Source organism: Pseudomonas sp. FR229a (genome assembly GCF_030209115.1).
Lineage (GTDB): Bacteria > Pseudomonadota > Gammaproteobacteria > Pseudomonadales > Pseudomonadaceae > Aquipseudomonas > Aquipseudomonas moraviensis_A.
The window spans coordinates 109,739-132,612 of the sequence record NZ_JARVSP010000020.1 but is presented as its reverse complement, the minus strand read 5'-3'; the positions used below and the strand labels follow the sequence as shown (position 1 = coordinate 132,612).

Below are 22,874 nucleotides of genomic sequence, written 5' to 3'. Positions count from 1 at the left end.
GTCAAAACCCTTCCTTGCCGCGCTGAGATTCCCAGTCGAACGGGACCACGATCATTCCACCCTCGCGCAGACGGTCGACGCAGCGGTCTCCCATGGCGGCCGGCAACTGGCTGGCCTCGAGGTTGGAAATCACCACCGTGGGGCGCTCCTGCTCGTAGCGGCCGTTGATGATTGCGAACAGGGTTGTCAGCTCGAAATCGGTCGGCTGCTCCTTGCTCACGCCAACCTCGTCCAGCACCAGCAGATCGGGATCGATCAGGCTCGACAGAATCTCGGCCTCGCTGCGTTCGCTGTGCTTGTCGTACGTGGAGCGGATCGCCTGAAGGATTGCGCCGACAGTGCGGTACACGGCCGTGCGCGACATGTTGTGCAGCAGCTCGTTGGCCATGCCGGCGCCGAGGTGCGTTTTCCCGGTACCGGGCTTGCCGATCAGCACCATGCAGCGACCGGTCTTCATGATCTCGTCAAAGATCTGCACGTAGTGCTGGCAGAACCGGAGGGCTTTGCGCTGGCCTTCGTTCTCGGCCTGGTAGTTGCCCAGGGTGCGAGTGGTGAAACGCTTCGGGATCAGCGCGTCACCCAGCTTGCGAGCGAGGGACATGCGCAGTTCCATCGCCTTGTTGGCTTGCTCGGCGGCTTCGGACTTCTCGCGGGATATCCGGGTGCACTCCGGGCAGTTGCTTTTCAGCTCCCGGCCAAGCACAGGAAAAACCCGCTGCTCGTAGGCACCGTGGGTTTCGCACTCGGCTGGCTGAATGCGAGTGCCCGGCGGCAGTTCCGGTGTGGCTTGGACTGGCTCAGAGCGCATAGCTGCCGTCCTCCCGCATCTTCAGGCCTGATGTGTAATCGCGATCGGCGAAGCCGGTGTGGCGGGATTGCGGGAACGGGTGCACGTTGCTGGCGACCTTGTCCGGGAAGATGCCGGTCCAGCCGTTGGAGATCGAGGTGGCGAGCACCTGGTCCGGCGCGGCATGACCCAGCAATGCCTTGGCCTGCTGCTCACAACTCTTGGCGGTCAGCGGCTTGCGGATTTCCTTGCGGTGCTGGCACCAGTCGGCCCACGACTTTTCGGACACGTTCTCAGGCTTGGCAGTGAGCGGATCGAATTTGGCAGACTTCGCCGGTGCGCCAGCACCATGCTTTTGATCTTGCTCTTTCTTCTCTTCTCTTCTCTTCTCTTCTCTGGTCCGCGTTTTGTCCGCATCGCTTGCGGACACATTGCGGACAGAATTGTTTTTGCGGTCGTTACGCTTGCGCTCGCTGTCGTTGGCCCGGCGCTTTGCGCTGGCACCGTTGTGCTCGTCAAAGCGAGGCATTACAAGGCTTCCATCGTCCTGCACGGACGCCCACTCCACTTCGATCATGGCCTGGGTAAAGCCCGGCCAGCCAACCACCGCGTCCATCGCATCGACGCTGTAACCGTGCAGCACACCGTCGTCGGAATGGGTGTCGAAGATGCTCCACGCAATGTGCAGTCCGCCAATGATCCGAAGTCTGTCCGCTTTCAATGCGGACACCATGCGGAAAACTTTCGGATGTGTCTGAAGGTCGATTCGCATTTTGATCCAGTCCCCGGCCATTACGCGGCCCTCAGTGCTTTGTCATGGGTGAACAGCCCGTCCCAGGTCTTCTTCATTGGCAGCTCGCCAGCCAGGTACAGGTCATACAGGCGCACGGCGCCCTTCTTGAGCAGGACGGGCGTGAAGGAAACGAACGGCTCTTTGCCGTGGGGAGTGACTTCGTGCTGATGCTCGGTCATGTACTTGTCGCGGGCGTAGGACGCCACACGGAAGCGCAGGCCGGATTTGCTCTCGTTGTAGAGCCAGTTGCGGCCCTCGAGGAATTTGCCCACCTGCATGACGTTGACCCCATTGAGGCCCTTGCAGAATTGGGTGTGCGTCATCCCTTCCTTGAACAGGTTCTCCATGGAGTGGATTTTCGAGGCTTGGGCTTCGACTTGGATGGTCAACTGCAGGCGCTGCTGCTCAGCTTCGAAGGCGAGTTGAATGAGATCCATACGCGAGAGTTCGCGTGGTTGGGTGATCTGCCCTTCCAGCTCCTGCCAGCGGTCCACCAGCGCGGCGGTGAACTCCGGGCTGAGCTGGGCAACCACGACGAAGCTGTCGCGCTTGCAGACGTGATACTGCTCGACGGTTTGCTTTAGGTGATTTTTAACTTCCACCAATGGTGGAAGTTGAATTACGCCCCTGTCCGCCAAGCGTTCGATCGTGCGCTTCACGCTGTCGTGGCGAGCGACGACCAGTTCGGCGATCTCTTGAGAAGACATGGTGGTACGCGACACGTTTTCACCGTTGCCAAATTGTGTCGCGACACTGGCCGGGGTATTGATCGTTTGGATTGATTGGTGCATGATTTGCTCCACAAGCGTTTCAAGAGAGCCGGGTCACTACCCCGGCTTTTTTTCGTCCCGAATTTGGCAGAGGCCCTCTGGATTACCCCGAAGAGTCCCTGCCAGAGGCCCTCATTGGGGTCACCAGTTGAAGGACTGGCGCCTTCTTCCTTCCCACCTCGGAAAGCGCCCCACTCGCGATGGCGGTTTCCGTCATTTCGTTGATCGCACGGCTGAAGCTCCAGCCGTTTACGCGCATCAGTTCCTCCACTCGCTGTCGAGTCCGCGGAGGCAGCCTTTCAAGCTCTACGGTCATTTGGCCCTCCAAAGGGGCTTCAGCCCGCGATATCTTCTTGTTTGTCCTGCATGAGCTCCTCGATCACGCCATTGGCCACTGCCCACTCGATGATTTCGTAGAGGTAGGTGGCGTGCTGCATACGGGTTTTGGTCGCGGCCTTACGCAGAATCCGATCAAGCACTGGTTCGAATCGAACCTTCACCGGGATGGCGCGCTTTTGATTGGGGTCCATGTACATGCTTCGATGCTCCTGGCTATTGAAGAGAAAACTGGTTGTTTGGGTGTCGGCAGATCTACGCAGCTTGGGATTTTTGCTCAGCTTTCAGCGCACCCAGAGTGATTCGCTCGATCTGGTACTGGCGCAGCTCAGGCACGTCGTCCCACTGGCGGACGGCCTCGTAGGTAACGCGGAGTGCTTTTGCCAGCGCCGAGACGGAGCCGAAATGCTTGATTGCTTGTGATTTGGTCATGCCGACCTCCTTTGCTCTTCCTCATATTCAAGCATGCTTGTTTATTCAAAACAAGCATGCTTGACAAGCACTCTTGTAGATTGCACCCATGAAAACGACTGAACGAATCACAAAACTTGTTCTTGCCCGAAAGCCGGACATTGGCGTGCGGAGTGTGAAGCGAGACATCGCGACCACCTGCGGCATTAGTTATGAGGCTGTGCGGCAGTGGTTCGCCGGCGATACCGAGAACATCAAGAACGAGAACCTGATTGCGCTTGCCGACGGCTACGACACGACTGTCGACTGGCTTTTGTCGGGAAAAGGTGAGCCGCCTCGGCGCAAGAATGGCGCCCAGCCCCCTGAAGCTGCTGAGGTGAAATCAACCGCTGACCTGGTAAGCGCCATGCTGACCAAGCATGGGAAGAACCTCAGTGATGAGGCGCGGACGAAAATTGCAGACGCGGTAAAAGACGCCGCTCAGCACGTCGTACTAGGGGATGCTACCGACGTTGATTACTACAGACCTGGCGCCGTGGGGGATGAGGTGTGGATCGCGCACTATGACGTCCGTGCAGCGATGGGGGGCGGCCAGATCCCGCATGATTATCCAGAGATGCTGCAGGATGTTCGGGTAAGCCCTCAGCATCTGCGGGAGATGGGCGTCGAGTTCAAAGAGCATTTCCACCTGAAGATGGTGACCGGTTGGGGTCAGTCGATGGCGCCAACGATCAAGCATCGCGACCCGCTGCTCGTCGATATCAGCATCCGGGAGTTCGTGGGGGATGGGATCTACATGTTTTCTTGGGAAGGCCATCTCTACATCAAGCGTCTCCAGTGGGTTGGCGATGATCAGATCAAGATGATTTCCGACAATGATCGTCACCCACCGCAAACGATTCGAGCAGATGAAACGTTCATCCAAGCTCGGGTACTACTCGTGTGGAATGCTAATCTTGTGTAGCTTCCCGCTGTAAAGACGTTGTTTTATTGATGCAGTTAGGGGCAGGAGGCCTCCTCATAATCGCCTCTGAATATTTAAATAGTTCAGGGTAAATTATGACAACCAACTTGCCGCCTGTTCCGCCAGTGCTTGTGCCAGCACCACCTCCTCCACCATTGCCGGCGACGCCGGTACCTAGCACCTATCAAGTAGCTAGTGGTATAGCCAAGTGGGCCATTTCCAGAGGATTGCTGCCACAGTTACCCCCGGATGTGGACGACGCATATTTAGCAGCGGTAGCGCCGATTCCATTTTCCGGTGACGCAGAACAGATCTTGCGACACAAGGGCATAGACTCAATCTCTTATAACGAGACGACCAACACGGTTTTTATTTATACGGTCAGAAAAATCAGTCAAAAAGACCTGAAATCCTTACCTCAAGGGATTTTTAGAAAAGGATTAGCCTACCCGCAAGGCGTCATAGAAACAGTCGGAAAGGAACTGTTGAAGAGCCAAGGCGCAACCTTCTCAATTCATCAGACTGCCGGCGGTCTCCAGCACTATGCATGCGGCTCCTCAATATCGCCAGGCAACGATGCTTCAGCTGGCACACTGGGCGCGCTCGTTAGGCTGGCTGATGGAAATGTCTATGGCCTAACAAACAATCATGTGAGCGCGTTGTGCAGCCACGTTCAACCGGGAACGCCAATACTCGCGCCTGGAGTTGTCGACGTGAGTCCTGCTGGTATCCCACCTTTTACGCTTGGATTCCACTCGACCGCCCTTGAAATGCACGTTGGCTCTGTCGGTAATGTCGACATCGCCGCCAACACTGACGCCGCACTCTTTATCATTCGAAACCTTGCAGACGTATCCTCGATGCAAGGTGCCGCCTTTGATACTCCTCTGGCTATTGCGGATCCAGTCGAGGGGATGAAGGTCGAGAAAGTGGGGAGAACCACTGGGCATACCAAAGGTCTGATAGTGAGTAGGAGTCTTAGACCCTATGGTATAAGTTACGCCGCCCAAGCCTATGGGTTTAGCGGAACGATATGGTTCGGCAATGTTTTTACCATCCATGGAAATGGCGCAGAATTTTCTCTATCGGGCGATTCCGGATCGCTTGTCGTGCAGGTTGATGATCATGGACGCGCTATTGCTGCGGTTGGTCTAGTCTTCGCTGGCGGCAACGACTCATCTGCACCTGGAGGAGCAAAGTCGCTCATTTTACCGATTAGGCCTATTCTCCAAGCCTTAGGCGCAACCCTCGTAGGAGGACATAATGTTTAGCGATTCAGCGGATCTAATGGTAGCCACGGAGCATCTACTCGAAGCTCTGGACGGCCCATCTGATCGTGCAGTTTCGATAGGGACGTTTTTCCGTCCCGGGCACCCCATCGCAATCAAGGTTTGTATTTCGCCAAATTTCAAGCACTTGAAGGCAAAGGTACCTCGGTCTGTTGACGGTTTCGAAGTTCTCTCTGAAGTCGTACCGATACCGTCTGCCTCTAGTTTTTAAACTCAATCAAAAAGCCCGCTTCGATAGCGGGCTTTTTTTCGTCTATCAAAAAGGAGCCGTCTGCTCCATCGCCACTTCAAACAAATTTTCCACCTCGGCGACTCGCTGCTCCTCGCCTTGAGGATCCCACCTGAGCGTTACCGACTCGTCGTCATTGAATGTCATGTCTATGCATTCCGTCTCCGAAAGCAGTCCCATCACCTCCTCCCACTCCCTGCCCCCATCGGTGTCCAAGCGATGGATCGTCACCCATCGCTGAATCTGAGCAACTGGGTGGTTGATCATCGACGACACCCTGAGCGATAGCCGCTCCAGGCCGGTTATCACTTGGCGATCCTTCTGCGACCGGCTCTTTTCTTGGCTACTCATACCCAACTCCTGACTACTGGATGCACATACAGTATTAAAAATAAACACAAGTTTGCTTGCATTCAAAACACCAGCATGCTTTTATAAATGCAAGTCCACTTGCACTTGGACAGGGCCTCAACAGACCCGCCGCTCTTTAACAACCAGCGCCATGAACGACTACCCGGCCAGTCCGGTTAGGTCACTCCCGGCTCCATCGGTGGGAGGTCAGTAAACCGATGAACAAAACCGCACTTGCCTCTACCGGCGACCGGCGATCCGACAGGCCCGAAAGCCTGCCAACGCGCAGCCCACTGCGACGGCGGACGAGGTGTTGACCGAACTGAGTGAATGACCTGGTAAGCGGGTGCGGAGAAAGACCACAGATTTACTGATGCCGCTTCGATGAGGCGGCATTGGAAATCGAACATGCAATACTGATCACATCGAAAACAGATTGGAGGTCAAAGTGGAAGCCAGCGAATTCATGGAGCGACTGATCGCCAGAGCAGGCGAATTCGGCCGATGGAACATTGAAAGGATTGTCGACGAGCATCGTGGCGCTGAGGTTGATCCAGGATTCTGCTGGAACGAGGCTCGAACCTCGGAAGACGATCCGGAGCTGAAGCGTGGCTGGCTGTATTTCGCCATGGGTAGCGGAAAATATCTGTTTGTCAGCTACATGGACCTGCCCAGCAGCAGGCGATAGAAATCGCTGAGCAAATCAAGCCCGATGACTTCGGGCTTTTTTGTGCCCGATCCTCTCTATGAGAGCGCATCGGGGTGTGATTTGGAGTTTGCCTCGGCGGATCAGGGGCGCCCTGCGTGCGGGGTGGTGTCGACTAGGTAGCGCTGCCGAAATAGACGTAATTCTTTTGGGTTCGAATCCCTACCAAATCACACCCCGATGCGGACGAAACTGCGGCCTATAACCGCCCACCTGCATCAAATCCCAGAATCGGTTGTTATCGAGCGCTGGCGAACTGAACACGGCCGTGGAACTCGGCGCCGGAGACGTAACCTGCAGCTCGGGTAACTTGAGCTGGTCCCGCGGGCATGGTCAAATAAGTAATGGCCTTTTGCTACGGTAATCCCAGTTGAAACAGAATCGCGGAATAATCATATTTTTCTCTGCAGTGACTTTGCTCTTTATCTTGGTACAGGTATGGCATGCGAAGACTGCTCCGGAAGAGAAAATGCAGGAGCGTGAACGCCAGCTAAAGGGGCTCGCGCTGATCATGAGTGTTCAGTCCGGAAAAGCATCTGATGACTCAACTCGCATCGACTCGGTGACCTACAGCGATGACGTCATGCGTATCTCTTACACACTCACAAAAGTAGCGAAGGACGAAATCGATACCGATGAGTTCACCGCGGACGCCAAAGCGCTTGCAGTTTCTGCATTCTGCAATGAGAAAGGTTTAGGACAGTTCGTAAAAACGGGTCTTTCCATTAACCTTCTGTATAAGGATTCAACCAGCTCACCGATAGTTGAGTTTCAGATAGGCAAGTCCGACTGCCTCTGAAGACTGCCTACTGAAGCCCGCCTCTCTCGCGGGCTTTTTTCTGCGTGTCGTACCGCAATGAGTCCGCGCAGCTAGTCATCAAACTACCGACCAATCCCGAATGCACTCCCCTCCGCGCCCAACGGCAAACAGCGGAGCGGATGAGTGCATCCAAGTTTTGTTGGATCAACACCCCGCCACTCTGGAGACGACCATGTCAGCTCTACGCAAGCCCATCCCGGAAGACGACTTTCTCGACACGGAGGCAGGTCAGGAATGGTTGACCGAGTCGATCGACGATCTGCTTTATCGGCGCCACGTCGAGGCACCAAATCCAGTAGGCCGAAGTAAGGTTCTGGTCAACGCAGACCACCTGCCGGAGGCGCTGGCGGATTACATGGCTGCGAACCCAGACCCAGATCGGTACATCGAGAAAATCCTGATCGAACTGATCAGGCGGCAAGACGGCGGGGTTCTGCACACCTGGGCCATTGAAGCCGTCGGCGGTGATCCGCAAATCGTTCGGTCGCTCGCCGCCGACTTGGTTGCCGTGCACGCCAACGAATACCGCGACACCAAGCGCGAAAGCGATCTCGTCGAGCAGGAGTGTGGGTTTTGAGTCCGCACGTCCTTATTGGCGAAGAGTTGGAGACCTTGCAGCACCCAGAAACGCCGATCAGTTGGTCGCTGATGATTCAGAAAACCATCAGCGAAATGATGACCGACGAGCGCATCACCATCGAAGAATTCAACCACTACTGCGGACGCCTCAACAAGATTGTTGCAAGGCGCAAGGAGTCGTCATGGCTACCCCAATCGTGAAATCGCTGGTCGATGAACAGCTCGAGGATATAGAGCGCCGCATTGCGATTCTCGGCTTCGGCCTGCCCTTCAATGAAGTGATCGGCCGCAAGCGCGAGGATCTGGTCGACAACCTCCCGCAGCGCCTGTCGGTGACCATGAAGGGCGGACGCATCGCGGTGAGGGCTCGGCCATGAATCTCTTGTACTGGTTTCTCGTTGTGATCTTGATTGCCGGCGCAGGCGCCTACGGCGTCATCGCTGACGGTTCAGGCTCGGCGCCGTGCCAGGTGCCGCGCTCCACCACCGACCACGTTTTCCGATGACGAGCGTACAGCGAGCACGCCGCATTCTGATTAGGCGCGGATCCTTTTCCGCCATCGGCGTGTACACCTTTCTGATGCTGCTCAGCGCCCTCGCCGATCGCATCACTCAATAAACAAAGCATTCAACCGCTGCGCACCGCGCGGCAAGGAACCCTCATGTCCGCTCAAAGCGTAGCGCCGGTGGCGCACGAACGAAATCTCCACGTCCTGCCGCACGCGGCAACAAGCACCAGCGCGCTGGTTCTGGACGGCGACAGCCTGGACAAAATGATGCGCTTGGCCGAAGTCATGGCCACCGGCCGAGCCACACTTCCGAAGCATTTCAACGGCAATCCGGCGGATTGTCTGGCGGTCGTCATGCAGTCGATGCAGTGGAAGATGAACCCATTCGCCGTGGCGCAGAAAACGCACCTGGTGAACGGCGTATTGGGATACGAGGCACAGTTGGTGAACGCCGTGATCACCACCTGCGCACCGGTACTGGATCGCCTTCACTACGAGTGGTACGGCGCGTGGGAAAAGGTGATCGGTAAATTCACCATCAAGAACGGTGACAAAGGCGAATACCGCGTCCCTGGCTGGAAGCTTGAGGACGAGCAAGGGCTGGGCGTGAAGGTCTGGGCGACCTTCCGCGGCGAAGACGAGCCTCGCGTCCTTGAGTTGCTTCTGGCCCAGGCTCGCACCCGAAACAGCACGCTCTGGGCGGATGATCCTCGCCAGCAGTTGGCGTACCTCGCCACCAAGCGCTGGTCGCGTCTGTACTGCCCGGACGTGATCCTCGGCGTTTACAGCCCCGACGAGTTGGAAGAAACATCGCCAACCATTCGCGATGTATCGCCGGCGCGCGGAGCGGCCGCTGCTGAGCTCCCGCCCTACCCCGACGATAAGCTCGCAGAGAACCTGCCAAAGTGGCAGATCGCGGTCGACGCAGGCCGCTCTGCTCCCGATCACCTGATCGCAACCGTCAGCAGCAAATTCACCCTGAGCGAAGAGCAGGTCGCCAAGATCAAAGCACTTGCGCCACTTGAAGGAGACCATGAATGAAAATTCACAACGTCGCTCAGGGCTCCGACGCCTGGCATGCGCTCCGCGCCAATTACTTCACCGCGTCAGAAGCGCCGGCAATGATGGGCGCCTCGAAACAGATGAAGCGCACCGAACTGCTGCACGCGAAAAAGACCGGCCTCGATCGAGACGTGTCGTGGTGGGTGCAGAAAAACCTTTTCGACAAGGGGCACGAAGCGGAGGCGCTCGCTCGACCGATCCTCGAGGCGCGAATCGGAGAGGATCTGTTTCCCGTGGTCGGCACCGAAGGTGATCTGCTCGCATCGCTCGACGGCTGCACGATCCTTGGCGACGTACTTTTCGAACACAAAATGTGGAATGAGCAGCTCGCTGCTGACGTTCGTGCCGGCAGCCTCGACCCCCACTACTACTGGCAGCTTGAACAGCAGCTGCTGGTGAGCGGCGCCGAGAAAGTGATCTTCGTGTGCTCCGACGGCACCGGAGAAAACTTCGTTTCGATGGAATACGCACCGGTCCCGGGTCGTGCCGCGACACTCGTCGCAGGCTGGAAACAGTTTCAAGCGGACCTTCTGGACTTCACACCAGCTGAAGCGGTGCCTGAGGCGGTCGGCAAAACGCCCGAATCATTGCCAGCGCTGCGCATAGAAGTGACCGGGATGGTTACCGCCAGCAACCTGGAGCAGTTCAAAGCACACTCGCTGGCGGTGTTCGGCTCGATCAACACCGAACTGGAAACTGATCAGCACTTCGCCGACGCAGAAAAAACGGTCAAGTGGTGCGGTGATGTCGAGGAGCGGCTGGAAGCTGCGAAGCAGCACGCCCTGAGCCAAACCGAGAGCATCGACGCCCTGTTCCGTACCATTGACGAGATCCGTGCCGAAGCACGTGCGAAGCGCCTGATGCTCGACAAGCTGGTGAAGGCTCGTAAGTTGAGCATTCGCGAAGATATTGTCATGACCGCAGCCAAGGCGCTTCAGACGCACATCGACCAGATCAACACTTCACTGGGCGGTAAAGCGCGCATGCCGGCAGTGCCTGCGGATTTCGCCGGGGCCATCAAAGGCAAGAAGACGATCAGCAGTCTGCGCGACTCCGCCGACTCCGAGCTGGCCCGGGCGAAGATCGCCGCGAGCCAAATCGGCGACAGCATCCGGACCAACTTGGCCAGCTTGGACGAGCTCGCTGCCGACTACCTGTTTCTGTTCAACGACGTCCAGCAGTTGGTGATGAAAGCGAATGAAGACTTGGTCGCGCTGATCAAGGTGCGGATATCGGAACACCAGAAGGCGGAGGACCAGAAAGCCGAAGCGCAGCGTGAACAGATTCGTCAGGAGGAGCTGAAGCGAGTCGCGGACGAAGCGAAAGCCAACGCACCGGTTGAGCCTGCAACAGTCGCAAACCCGTCACCGGTGAAAGCCGCCGCGCCGATTCAGCCTGCTTCGAAGCCAGCCACCGCGGCGCCGGTGAACCTGCAGGCCGAAGTGTTCGATCTGGAGTCGCTGATCAAAGCTGTCGCCTACGGCCAAGCCCCTATTTCGGTGCTGACCGTCGACTGGGAAAAGCTCGACGCGATGGTCGCAGCCCAGGGCACCAATTTCAGCCTGGCAGGCGTGAAGCTAGTCAAGGTGGCCGCATGATCATAAATGCGATGACCTACTCAAAAGCGGTACGCAGCAGGAGCTTGATGAGCTGCGGGATCTCAAGCGGTAATGATAGATCTTCCCGCAGTCTTAACTACCGCCGTAGTAGCTGCAAACTGTCTGCGAAACGAAAAACTCGCTCTTCAAGGTAGCGGCCGGGGAATAAGCTTTTAGCTTCTTTCGAGTTTTTGGAGAAATAAAAGCCATCGTTATAAACATAACAATCTCACACGGCTCCATCGAGTCAAGAAGCAAGGAAAAATAATACTTTTTTCTTTTCAGAGAAAGGCTTGACCCATTCACAAAAGCAAAAACCTGAAGAGCCCTTAAAATTGCTTTTTTATCCCTGTCATTACCGAGATGCCTCCTTGCTGCATTACCAATCTCCTTTATTCTTTTTCTTGCAGGAAGAATGTCAACCTCACTCCTCTGCTTTTTCAATTCTAATACTTTGTTAATCCCCCGAGTATAATCCTCCCCCTCGGGGGTTTTCCTCCAATACTTTTCCGCGGAAACCTCATACCTATCAAGTAATTTATAAAAGCTTGACTCGAATCGCTCTTGCTCGAAAAGCCTTTGTTGCTCCAGCATTATCGAAGAAGTTTTTCGAGTCTCAACAGTTTGAATCAACGTAGTCCTTAAAAGAACTACCAGCGCAATAAAACTAAGAACTGGATTAGTGAGCCCTCCTACGAAATCTCCAACCTGGCCCAAATTATCAGATACTTTAAATTCATCACCAACAAAAATATAAAACAAAAATAAAATTACTAGCGCAAAACCTAACGCACAAGCGCCTATCGAAAATTGACTATAAGGCTCAACATTATCGTCCCTCTTTTTTCTTGTTAAACCATATAGATATATTGCGATTATTATAGTGAATATCTGAAGGGTGATAAGAGCGATAATTGCGATATACATTACGCAGCGTCCTCGACATAGGCGACGCGATGATAGTGACGTTTGGCAACATTTCCAATCGCAATTTGCCATCACCCGACATGACCATGCTGTCTCTCAGTGGCCGGGGCGCCTGATCGTGGAAATTCATCAGCCCAGATGCTCTGCGAATACGTCCGACAGCACCACCGGATGCCAACCGAAAATGGACGTAACATGATAATCCACTGTACAAAATGAAATTCACGTCCCTCCGTGACGCGACCATCAGCCGTGCGCAACAGCACAGACGACTGACCTGGCTGGACTTGCCGGCCGGCGGAATTGAAGAGGTAGGCCATGGCCAAGAGCAATGCAGATCGCTCAGCGAAAGCCGCGGCGAAGAGGAAGGGGCGCGGCGAAGAGGAAATCAGGCTGCACTGCCTGCCCGGTACGCGCCAAGCACTTGCTGAGCTGATGGCATGGAGCGGCATCGAGGAACAGGGCGAGGCGATCACGCTGATGATTCACCACCTGCACGGACTTGGGCCGGGCGGAGCACTTCCCTTGCTGACACCTCCGCGACACGAAATCACAGTTTCTCCATCTGTGGCGCGGAAGCTTCAGCAGTTCAGCCAGCGCGAAGCCGGCCGAATCACTCAGGACTGATCGTTATCTCAGACGGGAGCCGATGTACTTCAAGTACTCCGCGGCTTCTGTTTTTTGCTCAGGGCCGCCGGGACCATCGCTACCGAACAAAGATGCGTTCGCCCGTTCGAGAAGCTCGCTCTTGGGCACGCCGTTAGAGATGGTGCTGTTCAGCACCGCAATCAACAGATGTTCGATCGCTTCGACTTGCGCGTTGTTACTCATCACCACTCCTTAATCCGGCGGCATGCCGGGCCATCAAGCAATAGCTCACAAACTCATAACTCGCCACCACCGGTCACGGAGGGCGGCGCCTGACTGGAGATAATCCATGACCCACAACTGCGCATACGTCCGGCAGCACTATCAGGTGCCCGCCGAGATTGGCCGCCGCGTCATCGCCTACGGAAAGCCCGGCGTTATCCTGGCCGATCGCGGCCACTACATTGGCGTGGTGCTGGACGAAGACCCAAAGAAGCGCATCGGCAATTACCACCCCACCCACGAAATGCAGTACGGCGAAATGGCCGAAACGTTGCCGCTAAAAGAGTGGTTGGTCCTGCCGTTCAAGCATGACTGGGGTGATCTCGACTGGAACCGGGAGGCTCGCGAAGATCTGGTCAGAGTCTGGGCAGCCACTCGAAGCCAGGCCAAGTACAAGGCCTACGAGCGGCTTCAGGATTACTGCCACAGCATCAAGGCGATGCTCCACTTCAAGGTTCGGCGCGCCTGACCCGCCCTCACCTGCTGCGCTGAGGGCTGAGACTGAAACTTATTGGCAAGGAATCTGACTTTTGTAAGTGTCACAAAAGCTCTGCCAAGCGCCGATTGCAACCGCCAGTTCTTCTTGAAGAGCATCAAACTCCTCGAAAATCGAATCATCCAGCAAATCAGGAGTTTTAGCTTTGAAGGCTTCGATTGCGTCAGATTTTTCGCCCATGACTGCTGAAAGTCGGGCGCACTCGTAGAAATATTCTTGTCTGGTCAATTTGCTCTCCTCTCCGGCTCCATGCCGGGCCTAACACAAATACCGCAACGGTCGGAGATACGCGAGCTCAGACGAAAGTCGGCGGCTCAACGACTCGATGCGCCGAATCCATGTAGCTGGCCAGGTCGATCACCTCCCGAAGGAACACGACCACCTCCAGCTTCACTGCATCGTCAGGCAGCCCTATCCGTTTCAGCATCGCTTTAGCGTCCTCTTCGATAGCCGCTAACGCATCCACATCGCTCTGCAACCTCATGTCGGCCTCCTGCCAGTGTGAGTTCAGAAATACATACCCCACTTCTACGAATCACGCCAGCCGGCGAGGATCCCCTATGCACGTTTTGTTCTGCAGTTACGGGAACGACTCCATCGCCCTGATCCAGTGGGCTCATGAGCGCGGCCTGAAGGATGTCGTGTGCCTCTACTCAGACACCGGCTGGTCCGCATCCTGGTGGGCTGACCGTGTAGCCGAAGGAGAGGCACTTGCCCAGGGATATGGATTCACCACAGCCCGCACCAAATCGGAGGGGATGCTCGAACTGGTAAAGCGCAAGCGCGGCTGGCCCGGTGCAGGTGGGCAGGGCCAATTCTGCACGGCTGAGCTAAAGGTGCTTCCAGCTTTGGAATGGCTCGACTTTAACGACCCAGACAAAGAGGCAACAGCCATGACCGGCGTGCGCCGCAGCGAGAGCAGGCACCGTTCGAACGCCGAGGAACACATTGTGGAATCAGAGCGGCATGGCGGACGTGAACTGTGGCAGCCACTTGTTCGGCACGACGATGTAATGCGTGACGCCCTACTCCACCGGGCCGGCTTCGACGTACTACCTCACCGGTCGCTTGAGTGCTACCCGTGCATCAACGCGAACATCGACGACATACGGCTGCTTTCCGAGGATCGGATACAGCTGATCGACATTACAGAGAAAGACCTGGGCTTCACCAGGAAGGGAAAGCCCCGAGTAATGTTTCGCACGGCACGCCGCAAAGGCGCCGCTGGTATTCGCGCTGTCGTGCAATGGGCAGCAGCACCCAGGCCGCGCGACCAGATGGAGTTGTTCCCAACTGAGTGCGACTCAGGCTATTGCAGTGGATGAATTAGCTACCAGCAGATACTCGACTACTCCGGCACCCATTTCGATATGTTCGCCGATCACGACGAGGCAATTGCGTGCTTCTGTGGCGGTTGAAATCCAATCAATCATCTACGCTCGGAATCATTGGCTCGCCTGGCATCCCAACATAATGTTCTTGATGCCCACTGCGTATATTCTCGTAATACAATTTATAGTGCGCCTCGAACGCCTGCCCTTCTAGCAGACATGGCTCTATTTCGTCACGACCACAAAACACGCGTATCCGGCTCATTACTTCAGACATATTGAAGACATGTCGGGCTGGACTACTTGTAAAGCCCGTGGCAACTGGGTACTCCATAAAAGCCCAAAAACATATCTGCGGTTCATTTGGACGTGCATGTTCGTAGTGCATCTCGCTCAAAAGATCAATGCAATCACTAATCCAATCATAAAATTCTAAATCGCTCAAAGGTTTTTCAGTTCGCTCAATAATGGCAGCGTACTGGGCCTTCCAAGAGTCAAAAACTTCTTCGCTACCCTTTGAATCAAAAACCTCACCAGAATAATGATTATTCGGGAACAATTTTTTATACAGCTCATTCTTCCTATAAAAAATTACTTGTAATTCTTTTGCGACGTAATCCAGTAATTCTCCGAAATCTGCACGATGGCTTATGTATAACTGCGCTCTTGAAAATGCCTTATTGTCTTCAGCGGACCGTTTAGCAATTGTTGCGGCCCTCCATGAAGCCCATGCTGCAACAGCAGCCGCTATAGCAGATAAGCCTCCAACGAAATCAGTTATCGAAGCCTGTGCCCAAGTAATTTTAGGAAGGATATTGAAGTAGACCCCCCCCGAAAGAAAAAGCCCAATACAACCACCCCAGACTGTCCAATCCTTTTTCAAAACTCGCTCTCCATTAATTCATGGCTCGATTATGCCCTAGCCAAAGACGCTCGACGAGGATCCCCTATGTCCGCACAACAGAAGAAACACCCATTCGATTTCAAAACTCAATACGGACTCGGCTTCAGCACTCAGGACGATGAGATCGTTGTCGACTTCTTCTGCGGTGGCGGCGGTGCCGGTACCGGGCTGGAGATGGGCCTGGGCCGCGCGGTGAACGTCGCGAAGAACCACAGCCCGCAGGCGATCAGCATGCACACCGTGAATCACCCGGGCGCCGTGCACTACACCACCGACGTGTTCGACGGTGATCCGGACACCGAGTGTGGCGGCAAGGCCGTGGGCTGGTTCCACATGTCGCCGGACTGCACGCATCACAGCCAGGCCGCCGGCGGCCAACCGCGCAAGCGTGAGATCCGGAATCTGTCGTGGATCGGGCTGAAGTGGGCTGGCAAGAAGAAGCCTCGCGTCATCAGCTTGGAGAACGTGAAACAGATCCTCCAGTGGGGGCCGCTGATCGCCAAGCGCTGCAAGTCGACCGGCCGCGTGATGAAGCTGGGCGGTGCCATCGCCGAGCCTGGCGAAGTCGTGCCGGTTCACCAGCAGTTCCTGGTGCCTGACCCGAAACGCCGCGGGCAAACGTGGGCAGTGTTCGTCGCTGAGCTGCAGCGTTTGGGCTACGCCGTCGAATGGCGGGTCATCAAGGCCTGCGACTTCGGTGCACCGACCAGCCGTGAGCGGCTGTTCATGATCGCCCGCTGCGATGGACAGCCGATTGTGTGGCCCGAGCCGACCCACGCGAAGAACCCCGCCAAGGGCCAGCAGAAATGGCGCACCGCCGCCGAATGCATCGACTGGACCATCCCGAGCAAAAGCATTTTCGATCGGGCAAAGCCGCTGGCACCCGCCACCCTGCGCCGGATTTCCAAGGGCATGAAGAAGTTCGTCATCGATGCCGCTGACCCATTCATCGTGCCGATCGCGAACTGGTCGGGCGAAAGTGTTCAGTCTGCCCATGAGCCACTGCGCACGGTGACGTCCTGGCCGCGCGGCGGATCGTTCGCCATGGCGAGCCCGATCATTGCGCCAGCAACGCATCAGGGCAGCGATCGCATCAACAATCCCCACGCCCCGCTGCCGACTGTGACGTGTGCGAATCGCGGCGAGTTGACGCTGATCAGTCCGGTGATGGTCACGGCTGCGCACGGCGAAGGGAAGCCGGGCGGCGTTCAGCGCTGGGGCGACGGCAGCAAGTTTGCCGGTGACCCGCTGGGCACAGTTACTGCGAGCGGCGGGCATTCAGTCGCCGCCGCTCACCTGGTCAAGTTCCGGTTTGCGGACGAAGGCAAGGCGCTTGATGAGCCGCTGCCGACGATCACCAGCGGCGGCGACTACAAGCGTCCGGCCGGTGCCGCTCACGCCATGGGTATCTCAACCGTGTTCATGGCCCAGATGAACGGCGGGTTCAACACCACCGACGCCAAGAGCGTCGACGATCCGATGACCACGGTGACCAATACCGGAAGCCAGCAGCAGTTGGTGACGGCGAACCTGGTGCACCTGCGCGGCAACTGCGATGCACGGGACACCGCCGATCCGCTGCACACCATAAGCGCCGGCGGCACTCATCACGGGCTGGTCACTGCCTTCATGGAACGCCAGTTCGGCGCCAGCGTAGGCCAGAGCGTGGATGAACCGGCGCCGACCATCACAGCAGGCGGCGGCGGCAAGAGCTCGCTGGTCGAGCTGCAGCTCTCGCCAGAGGTTGAAGCCGGTGCGCTGAGGGTCGCTGCATTCCTGATCAGCTACTACGGCACCGAGAACATGAGCGCCGCAGACGCGCCAGCGCCAACCATCACCACCAAGGATCGGCTGGGCCTGGTCACCGTCACTATCAAGGGCACGCCCTATGTGATCGTCGACATCTGCCTGCGGATGCTCCAACCGGCAGAGTTGTACAAGGCTCAGGGCTTTCCCGCTGACTATATCATCAGCCACGGCGCCGACGGCAAACCGTTCACCAAAACTCAGCAGGTGCACATGTGCGGCAACAGCGTCAGCCCGCCGCCTATGGCTGCACTGGCACGGGCGAACGACCCTTGGAAACAACTAAGCTTGCGGCGCGTTGCTGCCTAAACGATGAACTCACCTAAACCAGAGACCGGAAGATATAAAATTATCTAGTCGTGCTGATTTTATATCTTTCAGTAAGTCTGAGTCCTTAGGGATAACTGTTATTTTAGAATTGAATTTGTCATCATAGACGCCCGCTGCAATAAAAACATCTCCATATGACGCAACGAGCGCAAGCTCCTCACCATCACGGTTAACAGTCGAATAACTTGTCTTCCAGTGAGCAACACCAAACCCTATGCCTCGTATCATAAATACGACTAGCAGAATAAAAACAATTATCGTCAGGGCCATATAAATGTAGTCTTTAAGCATCAAACCCTTGTCAGATCCTCCTACCTTAGCTCGATCCTTCACCCCTTCAGCGTCAGCGTAGTCACCCAGCACCTGTGTCCAACCATTGGTTCTAGCTTTATAAAATAGCTTCAACAGGGTCCACCCCAAAAAACAAAGCGAGATCAGGAGTAGTCCTTTCATTATTGTTGACTGAAAGCCGGTGATATATAGGAACAACATCGAAAACACCGGATACAACATTGGCAACGCGGCAACCCTTACTTTCCTTGAATCAGATTGAATCAAGTATAAAAAAGCATACAAAAAGATAATTAGAGGCAGCAAAACAAAAATCACGCAAACAAGCGCCACCACCATACCCTTGAGATCTATTTCAATAAAAAAATAATCATAACCAAAAGCGTCTGCATAGCCCATTTCGAAAATCAGGGACACTACGAAAGCCAGAACCGGTAATACAGCAAGAATAAAGCCATCCCTATCAATCACTTTTTTCATGCTTATCATTCCCGAGTTTGAAAACAAAGATGATCATGCCTGAAGCGCTCCAGATTCGCGATGGCGTTAACAATTCCCTCCCCCTTCAAAGTCAGCCGCTATAGCGGCAAGGATACCTATGCGCCTGAAGAAAGCTGAGCGCGAGCACGTGCGCCTGAAGTACGGCGGGCATTGCGCGTATTGCGGAGTGTTGCTGGGTGACCGGTGGCATGCCGATCACCTCGAAGCAGTTCGCCGCAACTGGGGCAAGGAGGCGAAGCTGGTTCCTGCACTGAGCCCACAAAACCACAACCTCGCCAACATGATGCCGGCCTGCATCCCATGCAACCTGAGCAAGCACGCCATGCCTCTGGAAGCCTGGCGCGAGTGGATCGCCGGACACGTCAACAGCCTCAACAACTACCACCCAATCTACCGGCTCGCCAAGTCGTACGGCCTGATCGCTGAGACTGGCGCGCCGGTGGTCTTCTACTTCGAAAAGGTGAACCCATGACCGCTATCAAGGAACGGCCGATCCTGTTCTCGGCCCCGATGGTGCGCGCCATTCTGGATGGCCGGAAGACGGTCACGCGGCGGCCGGTGAAGGGTTGGCAGGTTCCAACTGAAGACACCACCGTTGCTGCCGGCGAGCGCCATCGCTGGATGGCCATTGCCCAGCGCGACCCGCGCTACGGTTTCGGCGTGTTCGGACCAACCGAAGCGGAGTGCGCCAAGGAGCTGGAAGAGTTCGCGCCTTGCCCATACGGCCGTCGCGGCGAACGACTGTGGGTGCGTGAGGCTTGGCAGGATGTGCATCCGGTCCAAGTTATTGATCGCTACTCACAGCCAGGCCGGGCCGGAATTCCAGGTCCTCCGGGAGTTACTTATCAAACGATCTACCGAGCGGACGGAGACTACCCGCCAGTCCATTACACACATGAGCATCCCTACAGATGCCTCGAGCCAGACCCAAACCATGGATTTCGCGGAGCGGCAAATTCCGGTTGGACGGGCTGGACACCAAGCATCCACATGCCGCGCTGGGCCTGCCGCATCGTGCTGGAGATCACCGACGTGCGCGTGGAGCGCTTGCAGGACATCAGCCGCGCCGATATCCGGGCGGAAGGCTTGCAATGTCCGCCGGAACTGGCAAGCGATGACGTTTCGCCGAATTACCGAGACTGGTACCCGGCGGCTTGGAAGGAGTTGTGGAACTCCACCGGCGGCGACTGGGACGCCAACCCGTGGGTCTGGGTCGTCGAGTTCAAGCGGGTGACGCCATGATCACCAAGTGCGCACTCGGCTGCACCCTCTTCTTCTGGATTCCATTGGTACTGACCATAAAGGCGGTGATCGGATGAGCGACCATTCAAAACTGAAACAACTGGCTGAGGCTGCCACGAAAGGCAAGTGGTGCACCGACGGCGCGCGACAGGTCATGTCGGCAGAAAGCGACCAGTTGAACAGCGGCTTTGTGATTGTCGATTGCCAGGGGCCGGACAACTTGAAGAACGCGGCATTCATTGCCGCCGCCAACCCTGCCGCAGTGCTGGCACTGATCGCCGAAAACGAAGCATTGCGCCAAGACCGCGACAGCCTACTCGACGCAGGAGCCGACTTACTATGATCGCCCTCGCCTGGTTCGCCTACGTGTACTGCTACAAGGGGCCGCGGTGATGAAAGCGCGCATCGAAAAGAAACTGAGCAAGCGACTGGTTGAATTGCATCCATCCCTGTACAGAAAGGCTTGGCGTGATGACGAGCATTCTGAACTGGCGTATGAGCAGCGTTCGAGTGTCAGGCACTGCCTCAGTGTTGGAGGCGGCACTGATTATTGGGGCGACGGCCTGGAAGCCTATACGGTGTGGGCTGACTGGCGTAACAACTGGGCCTGGCATGGATCGTTTGAGGCTTACCCTGACGGGCATAACCTCGAAGGCTACCCCGACACCGGCCGTTTCAGGCCGACAACGAGGAACCTGCTGAAGCTGGCTTCCAATTGCGAACTGTCAGAGCGCGCCAAGGCGCGGGCACGATGAAGCACACGGTCAGCGTCCGCACCGAGGAACTGACCGGCCCGGCGCTGGACTGGGCAATCAACGCGATCGAGGGTGATCAGCAGCCCGCCGCCGGCCAGCTGGATCTCTTCGCCCTGCCCGACGCCGAGCAACTGATTACGAAGTACGGCGTCTGGGTTGATGTTGGTCACCGGCACCCGTGGCTGGCCGACGCGACAAACGATCCGTTCAACCGCCAGCCCGGCGATACCCGAACCATCGCAGTGTTCCGCGCCGTGTTGTTCGCCAAGCGCGGCGCCGCGGTGAAAGTCCCCGCCGAACTCATCCAGCAATGACCCCAACCACTCAACAGCCTGCCGGCCAGCGGCGGGCGAGGTATCCCAATGTCCGAAGAAAAGAATGCATTCCGCGACGCTGCTATCGAAGCCATCACGGATATGGCTCAGCACCTGCCGCTTGATTGCGAGCTGCTGATGGTGGCCTGCCGCCCCGGCAAGAAAGACTTTGACCTGGTGCTGCCGTCGCCCAAGTCGAACTTGAACAATGCCTTGGACGCTCTGCGCCGAAACGGCCTGAGCATCGACGGCGACAACGCCTACAAGCGCGACCTGCTGGACGGTGTGGTCGGAGCGCTGGCCCTCGGCGCGCAAAACAGCAACCCGCCGCCATCCGATCACTGGGCAACGCGATTCTGGGAAATCGGCCGTGAAGAACGCGAACTACATGAAGAGCTGGTCGCGACGCTCCGTGAGTCTCGACAAGTCCTCGCCACCGCAATCAAGACCGGCGCGCCCGACTGGTTCGACACCGATGAAAAGGTTTCGCGGCACGTCACTGTGCAGCGGATCGACGCAGTTTTGGCCAAGACCGGCGCATAACCCATCACCACCTTCTGCCGCCACGCGCGGCATGGAGCATCACATGACCATCCAGTTTCTATCTCACGAGGAGGTTTGCGAGCTCACCGGCGCGCGGACCAAGGCAGGTCAGATCCTCAACCTGAAAAAAAACGGCGTCCGCCATACGATTAAAGTGAACGGCTGGCCGAGCGTCACCGCGATGGCGGTCACCGCCGTCGGCGCATTTGAATCTGAAAAGCCCGTATGGAAATCACGTAAGGCCAGCTGACATGGGAAGACGACCAAGTAAACCCGGCTCGATCGCCAGGCTGCGGGAACGCAAGAAAGCCAGCGGCCGAGTGTTTTACTACTACGACACGGGCGGCAAGGACCGCAAGGAAATTCCGCTGGGCAGCGACTACGGCTTGGCGATCATGGAGTACGCGAAGCTTGAGCGTGATCGCACCGCAACCGATCTGGTCGCCAAGGTCATCACGTTCCGCTACGTCGCCGAAAAATACGTGGTCGACGTCGTTCCCACCAAAGGCACGGCGACCCAGGCTGACAACAAGCGCGAGCTAAAAAACCTGATCGCTTTCTTTGATGACCCACCCGCGCCGCTGGAAACGATCGAGCCGTTGCACGTACGCCAGTACCTGACATGGCGCAAGGCCGCGCCGGTGCGCGCTAACCGCGAGAAGGCACTGCTCAGCGCCATCTGGAATTACGCTCGGGACAAGGGTTACACCTCTCTTGCCAATCCATGCGCGGGCATCAAGGGCAACAAGGAAACCGGGCGCGACACGTATGTCGAAGATGCGCTGTTCAAGCGTGTGCACGACAAGGCAGACGTGGGCCTACAGGACGCAATGGACCTCGCCTATCTGACCGGGCAACGGGTGACCGATACCCGGCTGATGGACGAGCGCGACGTGCGCGACGGGCAGATTTGGGTGCTGCAGGGCAAGACAAAGGCGAAGCGTCGGATCGAGATAACTGGGGAGCTGAAGGTTTTGATTGATAGAATCATGTCCCGGAAGTCAGAACACAAGGTCCGCTCGACGCGGCTGATCGTTACGGAGGACGGCACACCGATGACGGTGGCGATGTTGCGCAGGAGATTCGACTTGGCCAGGGAGGCGGCCGGCGTGCCGAAAGCGGAGTTTCAGATGCGCGACTTGCGCGCCAAGGCGGGTACCGATAAGGCGGAATCCAGTGGTGATATCTTGCAAGCCAGAGATCAACTTGGGCATACGACGGTGGTGATGACCGAGCAATACATCCGCAATCGAAAGGGCAAAAAGGTCATGCCCACTAAGTGAATTGCGGACCAAGTCAAGAATTGCGGACCAGAAACATACAAGGGCTTGCATCAGCTTTCGCCTGCAAAGCCTTGATTT

34 protein-coding genes and 1 pseudogene are annotated in these 22,874 nt (G+C 56.5%); 23 read left to right on the top strand and 12 right to left on the bottom strand.

Going from position 1 to position 22,874, the window contains the following annotated elements; translation table 11 throughout:
* Position 1 precedes the first annotated feature (1 nt).
* From QRN33_RS15565 to QRN33_RS15545, 5 genes are all read right to left on the bottom strand, one after another.
* Positions 2–808, bottom strand: a complete 807-nt coding sequence (locus QRN33_RS15565) for an ATP-binding protein (protein WP_285409287.1) — start codon at positions 806–808, stop codon at positions 2–4.
* Positions 798–1,580 (bottom strand): phage replication initiator YdaU family protein, encoded by a 783-nt coding sequence (locus tag QRN33_RS15560; RefSeq protein ID WP_285409286.1) that lies wholly within the window; start codon positions 1,578–1,580, stop codon positions 798–800. The genes QRN33_RS15565 and QRN33_RS15560 overlap by 11 nt, the downstream gene beginning before the upstream one ends.
* Positions 1,580–2,371, bottom strand: a complete 792-nt coding sequence (locus tag QRN33_RS15555; RefSeq protein ID WP_285409285.1) for a Rha family transcriptional regulator — start codon at positions 2,369–2,371, stop codon at positions 1,580–1,582. Before QRN33_RS15555 ends, QRN33_RS15560 begins: the two co-directional genes overlap by 1 nt.
* A gap of 314 nt (positions 2,372–2,685) precedes the next feature.
* On the bottom strand, positions 2,686–2,886 hold the full coding sequence (locus tag QRN33_RS15550; protein WP_039012569.1) for a hypothetical protein: 201 nt from the start codon (positions 2,884–2,886) through the stop codon (positions 2,686–2,688).
* A gap of 55 nt (positions 2,887–2,941) precedes the next feature.
* The gene (locus QRN33_RS15545; RefSeq protein WP_110598807.1) at positions 2,942–3,118 is read right to left on the bottom strand and encodes a Cro/CI family transcriptional regulator; all 177 of its coding nucleotides are present in this window, start codon (positions 3,116–3,118) and stop codon (positions 2,942–2,944) included.
* 88 nt (positions 3,119–3,206) lie between these two features.
* On the opposite strand from QRN33_RS15545, the gene QRN33_RS15540 reads away from it, so the two are divergent.
* The gene (locus tag QRN33_RS15540; protein WP_285409284.1) at positions 3,207–4,061 is read left to right on the top strand and encodes an XRE family transcriptional regulator; all 855 of its coding nucleotides are present in this window, start codon (positions 3,207–3,209) and stop codon (positions 4,059–4,061) included.
* Between the two features lie 95 nt (positions 4,062–4,156).
* Complete coding sequence (locus tag QRN33_RS15535; protein ID WP_285409283.1) at positions 4,157–5,332, top strand: Nal1-like putative serine protease; 1,176 nt, start codon at positions 4,157–4,159, stop codon at positions 5,330–5,332.
* Between the two features lie 274 nt (positions 5,333–5,606).
* Here the strand turns inward: QRN33_RS15535 and QRN33_RS15530 are convergent, their stop codons facing one another.
* A complete protein-coding gene (locus QRN33_RS15530) occupies positions 5,607–5,930 on the bottom strand; it encodes a DUF1654 domain-containing protein (RefSeq protein WP_077571976.1) in 324 nt (107 codons plus the stop codon).
* A 448-nt stretch (positions 5,931–6,378) separates the two neighbouring features.
* On the opposite strand from QRN33_RS15530, the gene QRN33_RS15525 reads away from it, so the two are divergent.
* The 8 genes from QRN33_RS15525 (at position 6,379) to QRN33_RS15490 (ending at position 11,203) form a co-directional block, all read left to right on the top strand.
* Positions 6,379–6,618, top strand: coding sequence for a hypothetical protein (locus QRN33_RS15525; protein ID WP_285409282.1), 240 nt, complete (start codon positions 6,379–6,381; stop codon positions 6,616–6,618).
* 388 nt (positions 6,619–7,006) lie between these two features.
* Complete coding sequence (locus tag QRN33_RS15520; RefSeq protein WP_285409281.1) at positions 7,007–7,435, top strand: hypothetical protein; 429 nt, start codon at positions 7,007–7,009, stop codon at positions 7,433–7,435.
* Between the two features lie 193 nt (positions 7,436–7,628).
* Complete coding sequence (locus tag QRN33_RS15515; RefSeq protein ID WP_064361106.1) at positions 7,629–8,033, top strand: hypothetical protein; 405 nt, start codon at positions 7,629–7,631, stop codon at positions 8,031–8,033.
* A complete protein-coding gene (locus QRN33_RS15510; RefSeq protein ID WP_130927945.1) occupies positions 8,030–8,236 on the top strand; it encodes a hypothetical protein in 207 nt (68 codons plus the stop codon). Before QRN33_RS15515 ends, QRN33_RS15510 begins: the two co-directional genes overlap by 4 nt.
* On the top strand, positions 8,218–8,412 hold the full coding sequence (locus tag QRN33_RS15505) for a hypothetical protein (protein ID WP_285409280.1): 195 nt from the start codon (positions 8,218–8,220) through the stop codon (positions 8,410–8,412). Before QRN33_RS15510 ends, QRN33_RS15505 begins: the two co-directional genes overlap by 19 nt.
* Positions 8,409–8,540, top strand: a complete 132-nt coding sequence (locus tag QRN33_RS15500; RefSeq protein ID WP_285409279.1) for a hypothetical protein — start codon at positions 8,409–8,411, stop codon at positions 8,538–8,540. The genes QRN33_RS15505 and QRN33_RS15500 overlap by 4 nt, the downstream gene beginning before the upstream one ends.
* Before the next feature lie 156 nt (positions 8,541–8,696).
* Complete coding sequence (locus QRN33_RS15495; RefSeq protein WP_285409278.1) at positions 8,697–9,584, top strand: RecT family recombinase; 888 nt, start codon at positions 8,697–8,699, stop codon at positions 9,582–9,584.
* Positions 9,581–11,203, top strand: a complete 1,623-nt coding sequence (locus QRN33_RS15490) for a YqaJ viral recombinase family protein (RefSeq protein WP_285409277.1) — start codon at positions 9,581–9,583, stop codon at positions 11,201–11,203. The genes QRN33_RS15495 and QRN33_RS15490 overlap by 4 nt, the downstream gene beginning before the upstream one ends.
* Positions 11,204–11,296: 93 nt before the next feature.
* Here the strand turns inward: QRN33_RS15490 and QRN33_RS15485 are convergent, their stop codons facing one another.
* Positions 11,297–12,130 carry a hypothetical protein gene (locus tag QRN33_RS15485; protein ID WP_285409276.1) on the bottom strand — a complete coding sequence of 278 codons (834 nt, stop codon included), beginning with the start codon at positions 12,128–12,130 and terminating at the stop codon, positions 11,297–11,299.
* 318 nt (positions 12,131–12,448) lie between these two features.
* Between QRN33_RS15485 and QRN33_RS15480 the strand changes: the two genes are divergently transcribed.
* Positions 12,449–12,757, top strand: a complete 309-nt coding sequence (locus QRN33_RS15480) for a hypothetical protein (protein WP_285409275.1) — start codon at positions 12,449–12,451, stop codon at positions 12,755–12,757.
* A 3-nt stretch (positions 12,758–12,760) separates the two neighbouring features.
* On the opposite strand, the gene QRN33_RS15475 is transcribed toward QRN33_RS15480, so the two are convergent.
* Complete coding sequence (locus tag QRN33_RS15475) at positions 12,761–12,961, bottom strand: hypothetical protein (RefSeq protein WP_285409274.1); 201 nt, start codon at positions 12,959–12,961, stop codon at positions 12,761–12,763.
* A 106-nt stretch (positions 12,962–13,067) separates the two neighbouring features.
* On the opposite strand from QRN33_RS15475, the gene QRN33_RS15470 reads away from it, so the two are divergent.
* A complete protein-coding gene (locus QRN33_RS15470) occupies positions 13,068–13,469 on the top strand; it encodes a hypothetical protein (protein ID WP_285409273.1) in 402 nt (133 codons plus the stop codon).
* Between the two features lie 39 nt (positions 13,470–13,508).
* Here QRN33_RS15470 and QRN33_RS15465 read toward each other — a convergent pair whose 3' ends face one another.
* On the bottom strand, positions 13,509–13,724 hold the full coding sequence (locus QRN33_RS15465; protein WP_285409272.1) for a hypothetical protein: 216 nt from the start codon (positions 13,722–13,724) through the stop codon (positions 13,509–13,511).
* Positions 13,725–13,791: 67 nt separating this feature from the next.
* Entirely contained in the window at positions 13,792–13,980 is a 189-nt protein-coding gene (locus QRN33_RS15460; protein ID WP_285409271.1) for a hypothetical protein, read from the bottom strand.
* A gap of 76 nt (positions 13,981–14,056) precedes the next feature.
* On the opposite strand from QRN33_RS15460, the gene QRN33_RS15455 reads away from it, so the two are divergent.
* Together QRN33_RS15455 and QRN33_RS26600 are read left to right on the top strand one after the other, a co-directional pair.
* Complete coding sequence (locus tag QRN33_RS15455; protein WP_285409270.1) at positions 14,057–14,821, top strand: adenine nucleotide alpha hydrolase family protein; 765 nt, start codon at positions 14,057–14,059, stop codon at positions 14,819–14,821.
* A gap of 3 nt (positions 14,822–14,824) precedes the next feature.
* Positions 14,825–14,914: pseudogene (locus QRN33_RS26600) on the top strand (phosphoadenosine phosphosulfate reductase domain-containing protein); the annotation flags it as partial.
* A 7-nt stretch (positions 14,915–14,921) separates the two neighbouring features.
* Here QRN33_RS26600 and QRN33_RS15450 read toward each other — a convergent pair.
* Positions 14,922–15,710 (bottom strand): hypothetical protein, encoded by a 789-nt coding sequence (locus QRN33_RS15450; RefSeq protein WP_285409269.1) that lies wholly within the window; start codon positions 15,708–15,710, stop codon positions 14,922–14,924.
* 66 nt (positions 15,711–15,776) lie between these two features.
* On the opposite strand from QRN33_RS15450, the gene QRN33_RS15445 reads away from it, so the two are divergent.
* Complete coding sequence (locus tag QRN33_RS15445) at positions 15,777–17,846, top strand: DNA cytosine methyltransferase (protein ID WP_285409268.1); 2,070 nt, start codon at positions 15,777–15,779, stop codon at positions 17,844–17,846.
* 9 nt (positions 17,847–17,855) lie between these two features.
* On the opposite strand, the gene QRN33_RS15440 is transcribed toward QRN33_RS15445, so the two are convergent.
* On the bottom strand, positions 17,856–18,638 hold the full coding sequence (locus tag QRN33_RS15440; protein WP_285409267.1) for a hypothetical protein: 783 nt from the start codon (positions 18,636–18,638) through the stop codon (positions 17,856–17,858).
* 118 nt (positions 18,639–18,756) lie between these two features.
* Between QRN33_RS15440 and QRN33_RS15435 the strand changes: the two genes are divergently transcribed.
* The 8 genes from QRN33_RS15435 to QRN33_RS15400 all read left to right on the top strand — a co-directional run bounded on the left by QRN33_RS15435 (position 18,757) and on the right by QRN33_RS15400 (position 22,796).
* Complete coding sequence (locus QRN33_RS15435) at positions 18,757–19,131, top strand: HNH endonuclease (RefSeq protein ID WP_285409266.1); 375 nt, start codon at positions 18,757–18,759, stop codon at positions 19,129–19,131.
* The gene (locus tag QRN33_RS15430; protein WP_285409265.1) at positions 19,128–19,901 is read left to right on the top strand and encodes an ASCH domain-containing protein; all 774 of its coding nucleotides are present in this window, start codon (positions 19,128–19,130) and stop codon (positions 19,899–19,901) included. The genes QRN33_RS15435 and QRN33_RS15430 overlap by 4 nt, the downstream gene beginning before the upstream one ends.
* Before the next feature lie 73 nt (positions 19,902–19,974).
* Positions 19,975–20,244 carry an ead/Ea22-like family protein gene (locus QRN33_RS15425; protein ID WP_285409264.1) on the top strand — a complete coding sequence of 90 codons (270 nt, stop codon included), beginning with the start codon at positions 19,975–19,977 and terminating at the stop codon, positions 20,242–20,244.
* A gap of 49 nt (positions 20,245–20,293) precedes the next feature.
* Complete coding sequence (locus QRN33_RS15420; protein ID WP_285409263.1) at positions 20,294–20,656, top strand: hypothetical protein; 363 nt, start codon at positions 20,294–20,296, stop codon at positions 20,654–20,656.
* Positions 20,653–20,970, top strand: coding sequence for a hypothetical protein (locus tag QRN33_RS15415; protein ID WP_285409262.1), 318 nt, complete (start codon positions 20,653–20,655; stop codon positions 20,968–20,970). Before QRN33_RS15420 ends, QRN33_RS15415 begins: the two co-directional genes overlap by 4 nt.
* Positions 20,971–21,018: 48 nt before the next feature.
* Positions 21,019–21,513, top strand: a complete 495-nt coding sequence (locus QRN33_RS15410) for a hypothetical protein (RefSeq protein ID WP_285409261.1) — start codon at positions 21,019–21,021, stop codon at positions 21,511–21,513.
* A gap of 43 nt (positions 21,514–21,556) precedes the next feature.
* Positions 21,557–21,763 carry a DUF4224 domain-containing protein gene (locus tag QRN33_RS15405; RefSeq protein ID WP_056785291.1) on the top strand — a complete coding sequence of 69 codons (207 nt, stop codon included), beginning with the start codon at positions 21,557–21,559 and terminating at the stop codon, positions 21,761–21,763.
* A 1-nt stretch (position 21,764) separates the two neighbouring features.
* A complete protein-coding gene (locus QRN33_RS15400; RefSeq protein WP_285409260.1) occupies positions 21,765–22,796 on the top strand; it encodes a site-specific integrase in 1,032 nt (343 codons plus the stop codon).
* Positions 22,797–22,874 lie beyond the last annotated feature (78 nt).